The sequence below is a fragment of the Veillonella caviae genome (assembly GCF_003992125.1).
In the GTDB taxonomy this organism is placed as follows: domain Bacteria; phylum Bacillota; class Negativicutes; order Veillonellales; family Veillonellaceae; genus Veillonella; species Veillonella caviae.
The window spans coordinates 1-14,284 of the sequence record NZ_RQUY01000032.1; the positions used below are offsets into that span (position 1 = coordinate 1).

Sequence of the window (14,284 nt, forward strand, 5' to 3'; positions counted from 1 at the left end):
GGGCTAGGTTTTATGCAGTGAAAAGGGACTGAGAACAAAATGAACAAAAATGTTCATTTTGTTACAGCCCCTTCTTATTTAGTTATGTGTATTTATATTACGACCTTAAAGAGGTTTACGAACCACGTCAATGATGGAGCCATCGCGGTATTCTACGATAGCGATAATGTCTTCATCTTTGTCAGATACAGGGATATCTTGTGGTTTACCTACTAAGTCAAATGCTAATTGTTGTAATTCTTCAATTGTGTAGATAGGCAAGTTGCTATCTTTAAAACGTTCAATTAAATCAGTACGAGCTGGGTTAATAGCAATACCATATTCAGTAACAAGTACGTCTACAGAAGTACCAGGAGTAATAACAGTAGCTACTTTATCACGAATCATTGGTAAACGACCGCGAATCAATGGGCAAGTAATAACTGTGCATTTTGCACCAGCTGCTGTATCAGAGTGACCACCAGAAGCACCCATCAATACACCATTTGAATCAGTCATTACATTAACATTGAAGTCAAGGTCGATTTCAGTAGCACCAAGGAATACTACGTCTAGGTAGTTCGTAGTGCAATCAGTCCAAGGATTTGCATACATAGATGCAGACATTTCAATGTGAGCAGGATTTTTATCTAAAGAAGCTGCTGCAGTAGTATCGAAAGTTTGTGTATCGTAAATAGCACGGATTAAACCTTCTTCAAGCATACCAGTCAAAATACCAGTAGCGCCACCGATAGCAAAACCACCTACTTCACCGCGTTTGCGCAATTTTTCAGCAATGAATTTCGCTACAGTCAATGGAGCGCCGCCAGCACCTAATTGGAATACGAAACCATCTTTAATGATGCCTGCTTGATCAAGGAATTCACCAGCTAATTCAGCAATTTTAATTTGAATAGGATTTTTAGTGAAACCTACTGCACCAGAAGCAATACCTTCTGGATCGCCGATACTTTCAACCTCAACAACATAATCAACATCAGTTTGAGGAATAGCATAATTGTGAACATAGTCAACTAAATTATCAGTAATGATAACAGTTGTATCCGCATAATGAGAATCAACCTTAGCATATCCCAAAGCACCACATGCAGATTTACCCATGCGACCAGTAGCATTGCCACGAGGATCCGCAGTAGGAGCGCCCATGAAAGCTACGTCGATGTGCACTTCGCCAGATTCGATAGCACGAGCACGGCCACCATGAGAACGAATCACTACAGGACGTTTCAAAATCCCAGGGTTTTGTGTCAAGAATTTACCAAGACGATCGCGAAGACCAGATGTTTCGATAGCTGTTACAGTGCCGTCTTGGATCATTTCTACTAAGAAATCATGGCATGGGGATAAGGAAGAAGACGCAACAGTAATATCTTTAATACCTTTAGCTTGTACCCGTTCCATAACCATTTTCATAACATAATCGCCATTGCGCAAATGATGGTGGAAAGATAATGTCATACCATCTTTAACACCAGCTTTCTCAATAGCTTCATCGATGGAAGCAACAATTTTATTTGTGCCTACGCGACTCATATGTACAGGTTTACCTGCCCGTTTTGCCTTTGGTTCAATAGCGAATTCGCCTTGGTATACTTCGCGACCTTCTAAGGCTGGAATATTAGTTGGAATATCGCGACCTACTTTATTTAACATCGTATTCTGCTCCTTCCTCTAATTCTACTTTAATGCCTGCTGCACGAGCTTTATCAACTACCCGTTGTGCACGTACTACGATAGGACCATCGATCATTTTGCCATCTACTGCAATAACGCCTTTGTTGTTACGAAGCGCATCAGCATAGCTGTTAAGAACTTTAACGGAATGAGCGATTTCTTTTTCATCAGGAGTAAATACTTCATGGATGATTTTGATTTGGCTTGGGTGGATGCAAGATTTGCCATCGTAGCCCAATGCTTTGATGAATTCCACTTCTTCGCGGAAACCTTGAGGATCTTTTACATCGGAGAATACAGTATCGATTACGCGGATACCTGCTTCGCGAGCTGCGTGAAGAATGGTTTGACGAGCAAATAATAATTCTACAGCTGGTTTATTTTTACCTGTGCGAAGGTCTGCACGGTAATCTTCTGCACCAAGAGCAATAGCTACTACGCGAGGGCCATGGCAGATTTCACGAACATTGTATAAACCGCGAACAGATTCGATAGCTACGATGATGTTGATTGTGCCTTCTGGCCAGCCATTAGCTTTTTCAACTTCTTCAATTTTTTTCGCTACGATTTCAACTTCGGATACATCTTCAGTTTTAGGAAGACGAATCAGGTTTGGTTTCGCTGGTACGATAACATCAAGGTCATCATAGCCATAAGGCGTTTGTGTAGGATGATTGATACGAACTACAGTTTCACCGCGGAATGTGCGGGATTTCAAAGCTTCTGCAGTTAACAAACGCGCCGTATCTTTTTCAGTTACAGGAACGGAATCTTCAATATCGAACATGATGCTGTCAGCACCGTGAATATCAGCACTGTTAATCATTTTAGGTGTATTACCTGGAACGAACATCATGGAACGGGATAAACGTTTTTTAGCCTCTTCAGTGAGAGGGTTAGTTTTTACTTCTGGAAAAGTTTTATCATTAGCCATTATGCTTTGCTCCCCCTTTCTAATGCGCCTAACACGCGAGCTTTAATTGTGTAATCCCAAGCATTTTTATCTTGTACAGTTACCTTTACGCCATCGAAACCAGCATCTTGTACTGTTTTCAAAATAAGCGCTTTAATTTGTTCGCCATATTGACGGATAACTTTGGAAGTCAATTCGATTTCGATGCCACTAGCAATGGGTTCAACCGTTACTAATGCATCATTTTTTTCGTCGAAGCCAGCTTGCGCAGCTTTCACTAATTGTGCCATATTGCATCCTTTCTAAAAATAAATATATAAGATAGAATCAGCTCCGTCTCGGAGATCTGGTTCTATAATAAACAAAAGAATCTCTATTAATAACTAGATTAACCGATGAAACCTGTGAAAGTCCACCAAGGAATACCTATTACAAATAATAGAACCCAACATAATACTGCTAAAATACCACCAGCTAACCACCAATCTTTCAAGTTATTGTAACCTGCAGAATAAATGATAGGTCCTGGAGATGCACCATAATGAGTTACCAATCCACCAAATGCATTAGTTGCTAGTAATACAAGGCCAAACATAGCAGGATTTACGCCTGCTGCCATACCAACAGTCAAAAATACTGGGAGCATGGACGCAATGTAAGCCGTACTAGATGCAAACAAGTAGCGAATCACTACAGAGATCGCAGAGAGAATCACTACTACGATAAGCGGAGATACATCGAGGGCCAAATTCGTTTCCATGAACGTAGCAAGCCAAGCGAAGAATTTAGCTTTCGTAAGTGCTGTGGATAAGCCTAAAATAGCACCAAACCAAATGAATGTATTCCATACCGCTTTAGTTTGAACCATATCATCCCAAGTAATGATACCGCTCAAGAAAACGATAGTCATAGCCACCAAAGCAACTGCTGTAGCACTTAAATCAACACCGATAGAAGGCAATGCCCAACCAATCAATGCAAGAATAAATACAACTGCTAAGATTTTTTCAGACATTTTCATTGGTCCTAATTCAGCAAGACCATCAGCAGCGATTTTCTTATTATCAATCTCAACACTTTCAGGACGGTCTACCCAGTAACCAACAAGAGGAACAAATAAGAGCATTACTAAACCAGGTAATGCCAATGCAAGAGCCCATTCGCCCCATGTCATAGAAAGGCCTGTAATTTTAGTTACGAAATCTAAGGCTAATACATTCGGAGCCATGGCTGTAAGAAACATAAAAGATGTTACTTTTGTGATGAAATAACCATTCATCAAAATAAAGGAACCACCGCGCTTAGCAGTATCACCAGGATAGGACCCAATAGATTCTGCAATAGACAAGTTAATTGGATATACAATACCTGCTGCACGAGCCGTATTAGATGGTGTTGCAGGAGCCAAAATCAATTCGAGAAGGGCTGTAACATAACCTAAGCGCAATACTGTAGAGCCAAAAGCGCTAATTAAATAATATGCTATACGATGACCAAGCCCAGTTTTACCAAAAGCTACACTCAAGGAGAAAGCAGCAATAATCATCCACAAAGATGTAGAACCATAACCAACTAGAATATCTTTTGCATTATCTAAGAACAATGCAGATGCAGATAATACAGCTAGTAAAATAATTTGAATTGGATATGGTTTTAAAACCAAACCTAAAATACCTGCAATATAAAAACCGAATAGGCGCCATGCAGCTTCTGTGAGTCCTTCTGGCGGAGTTGTAAACCAGAGGATTAGTGGAATTAGCACAATAGCAGCTAATTTCAAAAATTTGTCCATGTTATTTCCTTTCTTACACAAACATAGGCATACATAAGTGTTCATCGCAACACTATCCCAAAGAGTTACGATACGCGACTACCGTAATATGATTCCTTAGGATTTAAATCTGACCTCATTATACTTGTAATATTAAAATAAGAAAAATAGAAGCCCTTTATAGGGGGAATAAAAACTTTTATACTACATGCTCATACTTTTTATGCATTTTACATATAGAAAACTCTTTCAATATGTAAAAAATGCATAGAAATCAACCTAATTAAGGCTAACTTCTATGCACTTGCATATCATCTATAAAGTTGTATTTTAAATCAATAGCGCTTATTGTACTTATTAATATATTATCTATCCGAGTATTCTCTAAAAATGGAGTTATCCACAACAGAATATTGCTCATAGTAATTTCTGACATACTCAATAAAAGTCCTAACAGCTACGAGATTACTAGACTCCTTGGTATACACCATATTTGTATCACGAGTCACTACATTTCCGTGCTGATCGCGCAATAGACTTACATAAATATCACGATTTTTACAGGAACCAAGCCCCATATAGGTCAAAATAGACCACCCTAATCCAGCTCTTACAAAGTGACGGCAGGTGCTCATAGAATTAACTTCCATACCAATCATAGGAGGCCCATCAAAATGTTCTGCGCACCATGTTTCAATAATGTTCGCCACTGATGCATCTGTTTGGTATTGAATAAAAGGTACCTTTGCTAAATCGGCAGGCGGCACCAAATCCTTATACACCAAACAATACGGTTCCGCTAATAATAGTTCTGAATGACCAGATACCTCATAGCCACCACGAGCAAAGGCAATCATACAGTCACCAGAGTTAAACATTTTCACCACTTGATGGCTAAAAGCTGTTTTTACTTGAATGTGTACATCAGGATATTGCTCTCTAAAAGATTTGAGTAATAATGGTAGTTCATAATCAGCAAAATTAATAGATGATGCAATTTTCAAGGTTCCTTGAATTTTACCAGTAGAGGAAATCAATGCATGTTCCAATGCTTCTTTATCATGTAACATGCGTTTACAATATTCGTAGTAAATTTCCCCCTGTGGTGTTAAGGTTATTCCCTCTGCTGTTCTCAGCAAAAGGGAATGACCTACATTTTCTTCCATGTGGCGCAGTCGATAACTGAGCGCCGGTTGAGAGATGAACAGCTTTTCTGCTGCTTTTGTAATATTTCCTTCATTAACAACAGTTACAAAGGTGCGCCATTCTCTATCATCCATGGCTGTACTCCTTTTTATTTTTTATTGCCAAAAATACGCAATAATGACAAGAAAAGGTTAACGAAATCAAGGTACAAACTAAGGGCACCAGCGATTTCAACGCGCTCTAAAATGGTTTCATCTTCTGTGAGCGCCAATTGGGTCACCGTATTCTTAATCATATTCATATCTACTGCAGTGAAAATAGAAAATAAGATAACACCAATATAACCCATCACTAAACTAAAGGTGCTCGAATTAATAGCCGTAATCCAACCAATATTGAAATAATTACCAGCCATAAAAGCAAGACTTACTAAAACCATTCCTAGCAGAGCTGCTCCCATATAAGGATAGAAGCTAGATAAATTTTTCTTAGTTGTTAAACCGACTACTGCAAAGGCTATGAAAAATGCCAAGGCACCGATAAAGGCAGGTAATGCCACATCAACAATGCCATACCCAACAGATACGATAGATAAAGTAATACCATTTAGCGCACTATAAATAAAAAACATGCCTCTCAATGTCATTACATTAGCAGAATAGGTGCGCATACTAAATAAGAATACAACCCCTAGTTCAATCAACAGTAAAACGTTGAAATTACTAATACCAAAACGCAACCATGCTGGATTCATCAGTGTATAAGCACCTATACCGATAGTTGTTAGTAACCCAACAACCATCCATAAAATAGATCCCTTTAAGCGTTGAGACACAATATTTTCCACTAGCGCCACATCTGAAGCAGAGTGTGTTTGTGTCATATATGGATTCATAGTACCTCCTTATATTTAACTATTATATATACGCTTATATTATACCAAATTTTTCGATTTCCGTTACCGTGCATTTGCAATGCCTGCAAAAACCTTGCCACGTTCACCATCGATAGTTACTTCTTGACCTTCCAACAATACTTCGTGAGCCATTTTAGCACCTAAAATCACAGGAATTCCATAGGTAATACCAGCGATAGCACTGTCAGATGTGTAACCATCCTCTACAGCAATAATGCCTCCTGCCCGTTTTGCAACAGACATCAAATCCGGTTCCATAGTGCCTACTACGAGAATATCACCAGATTTGAAAGACTCATAATCGCCTTTATGGTTAGCGGCGATGAACACATTACCAGTCACAGACTTACGTAAAATACCATTGCCAGACAATAATACTTGACCAGCAATATGGACGCGAATCATATTTGTTGTGCCTGTAGAACCGGACGGTACACCAGCAGTAACTACTACTAAATCACCAGATTCGATAACACCAGCCCCTAATGCAGCGGCAATAGCTTGTTTCACCATTTCATCGGAATTAATAATTGCTTGGCCTTTAATAGCTTGTACGCCCCAGCACAATTGCATACGACGAATCGTTTCATCATGAGGTGTAACAGCAATAATTTTGCAATTAGGACGATGACGAGCTACGCTGATAGCTGTATGACCAGATTCAGTACATGTTAATATAGCTGCTGCCTTTAAATCACGAGCAATACGAACACTAGCCAAGCATACTGCATCAGTAGTAGTCAAATCATCACCGCCTTGGGTTCGGCTTTGGTGATCATAAATTACTGATTGCTCAGTCACCTCCGCAATACGAGTCATTGTTTCCACTGCCTCTACTGGATATGCACCATTTGCTGTTTCTCCAGATAACATAATAGCATCAGTGCCATCTAAAATAGCATTGGCCACATCGCTCGCTTCTGCTCTCGTTGGACGCGGATTTTGAATCATAGACTCTAGCATTTGTGTTGCCGTAATAACAGGTTTCCCTAAATGATTACATTTTTCAATCATCATTTTTTGTAATACCGGCACTTCTTCAGCAGGGATTTCAACACCTAAATCACCGCGTGCCACCATGAGGCCATCTGCGACATCTAGAATTTCATCTATGTTTTTGACACCTTCGGCATTCTCTATTTTAGCAATAATTTTAACATCTTTTTGTTCTGATTCTAAAATACGACGAATTGCTACTACGTCTTTGCCTCGTTGCATAAAAGAAGCAGCCACAAAGTCAATACCTTGGCGACAGCCAAAACGTAAATCCTCTTCATCTTGCTCTGAAACAGGTGGTAAACTGAGGGCTACCCCAGGAACCGCCACTCTTTTACGATCACCAATTTCACCGCTGTTTACAACAGTAGTAATAATATTGTTGTCTTCAATCTTATCAATATGCAAGGTAACCAAGCCATCGGCGAGCAAAATAGTATCCCCAACAGATACATCTTTTACAAGCCCTTTGTGATTAACAGAACTAATCTCTACAGATCCTTCTACATCGTCAGTAGTTAAGGTGAAATTTTGTCCTGCTTTGAGGAATACCTTACCATCTTTGAATAGACCAAGTCGAACCTCTGGTCCCTTTGTATCGAGCATGAGAGCAATAGGCTTATTCACAACCATTGCTGCGTCACGAACCATTTGCATTCTCTCCAATTGCTCATCATGAGTACCGTGGGAAAAATTAAATCGCGCCACATTCATACCAGCGCGCATCATATTTTCTAATATACCTGGCTTATCTGTACCAGGGCCTACAGTACAAACAATTTTTGTCCGTTTCATAGTTCCTCCACTATATTTCTATTTTTATTATGTACCTATTATTTAATTCTATTGTATCCTTTCTGTGAAAGTAACACAATCAGCTAGCTTAACACTTAATATATGCTATATCTGTAAATACTTAACGAATTTCTACAGATCCGTCCCCTAAGATGGCTTCGATACGACTAATAATATCTGCAGTTGGTGTAAAACATAGGCTAGGTGGTAAATTTATTCGTTTCTTAGATTTATGTAAAAGTAATGTAGTAGGCGTCCCACCTTCTACAGAAGATAATATCTGTTTTAAGGCTGCACTATTTTCTGGAGTGTCAAATTGCATCCTAATATGGATTTCGATTTGTCGTGCATTAGCATAGTTCACCTTTAATGGCACTATACGATCTGCAATAATTTGTACCCCTTTTTCATCCGCATCAACGCGACCTCGAACCTTGACAGCCATATCTACAGCCAGAAATTGCTGACTTTGACCGTATACCTTAGGAAATGCTACAACTTGGGCGGAACCAGAGAAATCTTCGATACGCAATATACTCATCACTTCATTGCGCCGCGTCATACGATCTGATTTTTCTGCAATTAATCCTCCCAAAGTAATGGTATCACCATCATAGCGCTCAGGTTCTTCCATAAGTTGTCCTAATTCAAAGAGCCCTTCCATTTCTTTAACATATCCTTGCAATGGATGACCGGTAATATAGAATCCAGTGTAATCTTTTTCATCTTTTAGTTTATCCTCTTCTGATAAATCCGATAAATTAGGAACTGGTATCATGTCGATACTCTCTTCTACATCACCAAAGAGACTTACGGTACCTAGAGCATCATCTTTTTGCTGTTTCGCCCCTACATTTTGAGCCGCTTCATACATGTGTAATAATTGATTTCGATTTTCTTTAAAACCATCCATAGCACCACAACGAATCAAGCTTTCAAGAAGACGTTTATTTACAACCTTACTATCTACGCGGCGACAAAAATCAATAATACTAGTATATAAACCATTCCTTTCACGTTCTTGAATGAGTTTATAAATAGCATTGTCCCCAACATGTTTAATACCACCAAGGCCAAATCGTATAGCGTCACCTTGCACAGCAAAACTGTGTTCCGAATAATTCACATCAGGCCCCAACACCTTAACATTGTGCTTTTTACAAGAGTTAATATAATAGGTTAACTTGTCCATATTTTGCATAAAGCTAGTCATAGTAGCAGCCATGAACTCTGGAAAATAGTGGGCCTTTAAATATGCCGTTTGATACGCAATATAGGCATAAGCCGCACTATGAGATTTGTTAAAACCATATCCAGCAAAGTATACAAGCAAATCAAATACTTCATTGGCGATGTTTTCACTAATCCCGTTACCAATAGCACCAGCCACAAAGGATTCCCGCTGCGCCTTGAGCACAGATTCCTTTTTCTTGCCCATAGCACGGCGCATTAAATCCGCTTGCCCAAGAGAGAACCCACCCATGGCAGAGGCAATTTGCATAACTTGTTCTTGGTAAAGAATAACACCAAAGGTATCTTTTAAAATTGGCTCTAAAATAGGATGTAAATAAGTAACCTCTTTTTTGCCATGACGGCGGTCTATGAAATCCTCAACCATCCCTGATCCTAATGGTCCAGGACGATACAATGCTACTAATGGAATTAGGTCTTCAAAATGCTCTGGCTTTAAATCCATTACCAATTTCGTAATCCCATCGGATTCCAATTGGAACACCCCTGATGTATCACCTTTGGTAAGAATGTCACAAGCATCCTTATCATCGAGCGGAATAGCATCTAAATCAAGGTCGATACCACGATTAGCTTTAATAAGCTTTAATGCATCTCCCATAACAGTGAGAGTGCGCAAACCTAAAAAATCCATCTTTAGAAGCCCTAGTTCTTCAATGTTATCTTTATCGTATTGAGTAACAAAACCTTCTTCATTGGAATTTTGCACTGGCACATGGTCATCAAGAGAATCTGCTGAAATCACCACACCAGCAGCATGTGTAGAGGAATTACGAGCAATACCTTCTAATTTTTTGCCAAACTCAAATAGTTCTCGTACATTAGGATCCGACTCATATAATTCTTTTAATTCTTTGCCTTTTAAAGCTTTTTCTAATGTAATACCCAGTTCATTAGGTATCATTTTAGCAATACGGTTTACCTCTGCTAATGGCAAATCGAGGACACGGCCTACATCCCGAATAACGGCACGAGCTGCCTCTGTACCAAAGGTAATAATTTGAGATACTCGCGCTTGACCATATTTTCGCGTTACATAATCGATAGTTTCCCCACGACGCTCATAACAGAAGTCAATATCAATATCAGGCATGCTAACCCGTTCCGGATTGAGGAATCGTTCAAAGAGCAAATCATATTTCAATGGATCAAGTCCTGTAATTCCCAGTAAATAGGCCACTACAGAACCAGCTGCAGAGCCACGACCAGGGCCTACTAAAATATTGTGTTCCCTAGCATAGCGCACATAGTCCCATACGATAAGAAAGTAGTCTTCAAACCCCATAGTACCGATAACATCTAATTCATAATCTAAGCGTTTCAACAATGTTTCACTAGACTCACCGTAAAGGCGTGGGATTTCGTTTTCACATACTTTGCGCAAATAAGATTTCGACGTTTCTCCTTCGGGCACATCAAAATGTGGCAAATGATGTTCGTCAAAATTAAACACTACATTACAACGATTCGCAATGGCTAATGTATTTTCCAGGGCCCCCGGAATATGACCGAACAGCTCCGCCATTTCATCGCCGCTTTTCATGTAAAATTGATCATTAGGAAATTTAAGGCGATCTACCTCTGCACGGCGCCGACCGGTTTGGATACAAACGCGAATATCTTGTGCATCTGCGTCCTCTTGCATAACATAGTGAAAATCATTAGATGCCACTATACCTAAACCATATTCGTCAGCCAATTGACATAACACTTGCTGTGCTCTCAATTCTTCGGGTAATCCATGATTTTGGATTTCTAAAAAGAAATTCTCCTTACCATAAGTTTCAATATACCACTCTACAGCACGGCGAGCACCGTCCATATTATCTTGTAAAATCAGCTGTGGCACTTCCCCTTGAATACAAGCACTAAGAGCGATAATACCTGAGCTATATTCGCGCAATAAATCATGATCTGCACGCGGTCTAAAATACATACCCTCTGTAGAGGCCTTCGACACTATCTTAACAAGATTACGGTATCCTTCCATAGTTTCCGCTAGTAGAATGAGATGTTTTAATCGTTCGCGACTACGCCCCTCTGGTGTATCAAAACGGCTACCTTCCGTCACATACACTTCACAACCGATAATAGGTTTTACACCTTGGGACATACATTCTTTATAAAAATAAATGGCTGCATACATATTGCCATGGTCCGTAATGGCAAGGGCTGGTTGTTCCAGTTCCTTCGCGCGGCGCACCATATCCGGCAAACGGCTGATGCCGTCCAATAAACTAAATTCCGTATGACTATGTAAATGTACAAATGGCTTCATGGTACACCTCCTTACTGTCTATGTGCAAAATAGATATTTAATGATTTCTTACGAGACTTCCAATCTGGTAGAAATTGGGCCACTAAATTGTGAAAGTTCTTAGAATGATCCAAGTATTTAAAATGGGCAAACTCATGAACCATAACGTATTCAATATAGGCCTGAGGTCCTTCTAATAAACGCATATTCATCTTAATAAGCTGCTTTGATGGCGTACAAGAACCCCAACGACTCTTCATACGCTGTTGCTTTACCGTCGGCATGGGTACATCAATATGTTGCTGGTGAAAGCGTTGATACACGACCTTCGCCCAATGGGCAAACACCTTTTCCCCTAGCTGGCGCCAAAAGGTTTGCATTAATTTATGCTTATCTTCATAGGTGTAATCAGACTTAACGAACATCACCATGCGATTAGACCCATCAAACTTAATATGCGGTTTGCCAGATGTTTCCACCACCTCTAGCGAAACAGCCATACCTAAAATAGATACGGTTTCACCCGTTACATATTGTAATGCCTCTATCCGCTGTGCCGTTAATGCTTCTAATTTAAAACGAGCTCGCTCAATAAAGGGTATATTTTCAATAACAAACGCATCAATTCGATGACCTGGTACATAAGCATTCGCTGAAACATGGACACTACCATCCTTGTGCACACGCATGTTTATATTCTTTACACGCTTGATTGTTAATTCATATTCAATTGTGTCACCATTGTAGGTAATAGACCGAGTTGTTGAAGTATTCATACCTTTTATTTTATCATAAAACACTCATAAATTCGTTAAAATCTGGGTACTTTAATAAGAATTATTCGATATATGCAACAATAAAAAATAACAGACAGCTGATTGATGTTAATCAGCTATCTGTTATTTTACTAGGGATAACAAAAACAGCTAAATATATTGTATGTATATTCAATTCTCTAAATCACTAACTACATTACATCATAGCTTAATATCCAAAAGTTATAACTATACAAATAAAATATTTAAATTATTTCTCAACATATAACTCAAGCTCAATATTATTCTTATAATCTAGAACCATTAGGGTATATGTATCACCATTAACTATTTTTCTATATACCCCATCTTTATAACTCCACCCTAAGCCTTCTAACTGAGTTCTAAAAACTTCCCCTTTATAAGAAAGTTTAGCAATAAAATGAGGCGTCAAAGAACCTAGTCTCAATACTTTAGGATTAATATATAAAACTTCACTTTGAGTAGAGTTTTGAATATCTCTAAATTCAGACCAATAATTCTCAAAATTAGAAGTATATTTAAGCTGTAAAAAATTATCAAAGGCTCCACCTATACTAGCAGAAAGTAGTAATCCTATAATAAGTCCCACCCCAACAAAAAATATCTTTAAGATTTTCATAAATCTCACCTACTAAAAAATACTAATTACTAGACGTCCATCACTAAAATTAAACAGATAGTTATTATCATCATAGTTAGATTTATATAACATATATTCTTTAGATAGAACTATATAGTCTAATACTAGCTTATCCTCAAAATCTTTATTTTGTTCTCCAAAAACTGTAACTTGCGTAGATTCAGATGCACCAAGTCTATGGAATAGTTTTGTCCAAGATATTTTTTCTAATACTCCAGCATTATACAATTTAAATGCTTCATTATATAAATTTGATGCATATGGATATCTATTCATAAAATAGTAATTACTAAAATTTACTACAGAAAAAATAATAGTACTAGTCAATATCCCTAAAAGCAAATATTTTAAAACGAACTTTATATTCATTATTAATATCGTCTCCAATACATTTTACTAGCATATTTATCAAAACCAACTGAATTAAAAAAGGCTCCATAACCATCATACTGTTGAACACCAAGTCCTGTTCGCTTAATTAAAATTAAATTACCTGTAGGACCATTATAGAGTTCTAGTCCACTGTTAGGATGTTCATTAAAATACTTCAAAACATTCGTATTATAATCTCCCCCCCCAAAGATTTTCATCGGAAAGGTTCCCAACATAACTAGAGTAGCTTCCAGAAACAGATATACCATTAGAGGTCGTTGATGCCCCCTCAGCAACATGGATTGTTTGATTTCTAGAGGAAAAAGATTCAAAATCTTTAGGAATTGCAACACCAGTTGACCAGTTGATGTGATTAAACGTTACACTTGAGGATACTACTCCCCCCTCTACCGCTTTTTTTATTAATGAAGCAGCACTAGGGTCGTTAGGTATAAACCATTATCAGCGGTTATCGTCTTACATAACAATCCTAGCTCTACATTGTTCCTAAATGTACTTAACCATGTTTCCAATGTTTCTTTTACATCGCCGCAACGCGCAGATGGGCAGCGTAAAGCTACATATAATCTGCTTTTTTGTTCTATTAAAGAAATCTATACCTCATCTGTTTTATCTTTTGCTCCACGAACAGTGTCTATTTCCCAATGACCAAACTCTTCGCGAGTTTCAATCGTAACATCACAAAGTTCTATTGATTTTCCTAGTTCACGTTTATACTTACTCGAAACGGACTTT

General features: G+C 38.5%; 12 protein-coding genes and 1 pseudogene. All 13 read right to left on the reverse strand.

All coding sequences use genetic code 11. From position 1 onward, the window contains the following. Nucleotides 1-105: 105 nt before the first annotated feature. Nucleotides 106-1,653, reverse strand: a complete 1,548-nt coding sequence (citF, locus tag EO120_RS08725; protein WP_127135086.1) for a citrate lyase subunit alpha — start codon at nucleotides 1,651-1,653, stop codon at nucleotides 106-108. Next, nucleotides 1,643-2,608 (reverse strand): HpcH/HpaI aldolase/citrate lyase family protein, encoded by a 966-nt coding sequence (locus EO120_RS08730; protein WP_127135087.1) that lies wholly within the window; start codon nucleotides 2,606-2,608, stop codon nucleotides 1,643-1,645. The genes citF and EO120_RS08730 overlap by 11 nt, the downstream gene beginning before the upstream one ends. Continuing rightward, nucleotides 2,608-2,877 (reverse strand): citrate lyase acyl carrier protein, encoded by a 270-nt coding sequence (gene citD, locus EO120_RS08735; RefSeq protein WP_127135088.1) that lies wholly within the window; start codon nucleotides 2,875-2,877, stop codon nucleotides 2,608-2,610. The genes EO120_RS08730 and citD overlap by 1 nt, the downstream gene beginning before the upstream one ends. A 98-nt stretch (nucleotides 2,878-2,975) precedes the next feature. Further along, entirely contained in the window at nucleotides 2,976-4,379 is a 1,404-nt protein-coding gene (locus EO120_RS08740) for a DASS family sodium-coupled anion symporter (RefSeq protein WP_127135089.1), read from the reverse strand. A gap of 344 nt (nucleotides 4,380-4,723) precedes the next feature. Next, nucleotides 4,724-5,638 (reverse strand): LysR family transcriptional regulator, encoded by a 915-nt coding sequence (locus EO120_RS08745; protein ID WP_127135090.1) that lies wholly within the window; start codon nucleotides 5,636-5,638, stop codon nucleotides 4,724-4,726. A gap of 14 nt (nucleotides 5,639-5,652) precedes the next feature. Continuing rightward, nucleotides 5,653-6,399: a Bax inhibitor-1/YccA family protein gene (locus EO120_RS08750; protein WP_127135091.1), complete on the reverse strand. Its 747-nt coding sequence runs from the start codon at nucleotides 6,397-6,399 to the stop codon at nucleotides 5,653-5,655. 63 nt (nucleotides 6,400-6,462) lie between these two features. Further along, nucleotides 6,463-8,211 (reverse strand): pyruvate kinase, encoded by a 1,749-nt coding sequence (gene pyk / locus EO120_RS08755; protein WP_127135092.1) that lies wholly within the window; start codon nucleotides 8,209-8,211, stop codon nucleotides 6,463-6,465. A 121-nt stretch (nucleotides 8,212-8,332) separates the two neighbouring features. Beyond that, entirely contained in the window at nucleotides 8,333-11,740 is a 3,408-nt protein-coding gene (locus EO120_RS08760; RefSeq protein WP_127135093.1) for a DNA polymerase III subunit alpha, read from the reverse strand. 11 nt (nucleotides 11,741-11,751) lie between these two features. Then, on the reverse strand, nucleotides 11,752-12,519 hold the full coding sequence (locus EO120_RS08765) for a YgjP-like metallopeptidase domain-containing protein (RefSeq protein ID WP_127135094.1): 768 nt from the start codon (nucleotides 12,517-12,519) through the stop codon (nucleotides 11,752-11,754). Nucleotides 12,520-12,745: 226 nt separating this feature from the next. Further along, entirely contained in the window at nucleotides 12,746-13,135 is a 390-nt protein-coding gene (locus tag EO120_RS08770) for a hypothetical protein (protein WP_038122491.1), read from the reverse strand. Between the two features lie 12 nt (nucleotides 13,136-13,147). Then, nucleotides 13,148-13,525 carry a hypothetical protein gene (locus EO120_RS08775; RefSeq protein ID WP_127135095.1) on the reverse strand — a complete coding sequence of 126 codons (378 nt, stop codon included), beginning with the start codon at nucleotides 13,523-13,525 and terminating at the stop codon, nucleotides 13,148-13,150. Between the two features lie 2 nt (nucleotides 13,526-13,527). Next, on the reverse strand, nucleotides 13,528-13,746 hold the full coding sequence (locus EO120_RS08780) for a hypothetical protein (RefSeq protein WP_127135096.1): 219 nt from the start codon (nucleotides 13,744-13,746) through the stop codon (nucleotides 13,528-13,530). A 234-nt stretch (nucleotides 13,747-13,980) separates the two neighbouring features. Beyond that, nucleotides 13,981-14,284: pseudogene (locus EO120_RS09395) on the reverse strand (IS30 family transposase); the annotation flags it as partial.

Bases quoted from the DNA above. Each gene is read 5' to 3' on its own strand.
- citF (WP_127135086.1), bottom strand. From the start codon at position 1,653: ATGTTAAATAAAGTAGGTCGCGATATTCCAACTAATATTCCAGCCTTA.
- EO120_RS08730 (WP_127135087.1), bottom strand. From the start codon at position 2,608: ATGGCTAATGATAAAACTTTTCCAGAAGTAAAAACTAACCCTCTCACT.
- citD (WP_127135088.1), bottom strand. From the start codon at position 2,877: ATGGCACAATTAGTGAAAGCTGCGCAAGCTGGCTTCGACGAAAAAAAT.
- EO120_RS08740 (WP_127135089.1), bottom strand. From the start codon at position 4,379: ATGGACAAATTTTTGAAATTAGCTGCTATTGTGCTAATTCCACTAATC.
- EO120_RS08745 (WP_127135090.1), bottom strand. From the start codon at position 5,638: ATGGATGATAGAGAATGGCGCACCTTTGTAACTGTTGTTAATGAAGGA.
- EO120_RS08750 (WP_127135091.1), bottom strand. From the start codon at position 6,399: ATGAATCCATATATGACACAAACACACTCTGCTTCAGATGTGGCGCTA.
- pyk (WP_127135092.1), bottom strand. From the start codon at position 8,211: ATGAAACGGACAAAAATTGTTTGTACTGTAGGCCCTGGTACAGATAAG.
- EO120_RS08760 (WP_127135093.1), bottom strand. From the start codon at position 11,740: ATGAAGCCATTTGTACATTTACATAGTCATACGGAATTTAGTTTATTG.
- EO120_RS08770 (WP_038122491.1), bottom strand. From the start codon at position 13,135: ATGAAAATCTTAAAGATATTTTTTGTTGGGGTGGGACTTATTATAGGA.
- EO120_RS08775 (WP_127135095.1), bottom strand. From the start codon at position 13,525: ATGAATATAAAGTTCGTTTTAAAATATTTGCTTTTAGGGATATTGACT.
- EO120_RS08780 (WP_127135096.1), bottom strand. From the start codon at position 13,746: ATGAAAATCTTTGGGGGGGGAGATTATAATACGAATGTTTTGAAGTAT.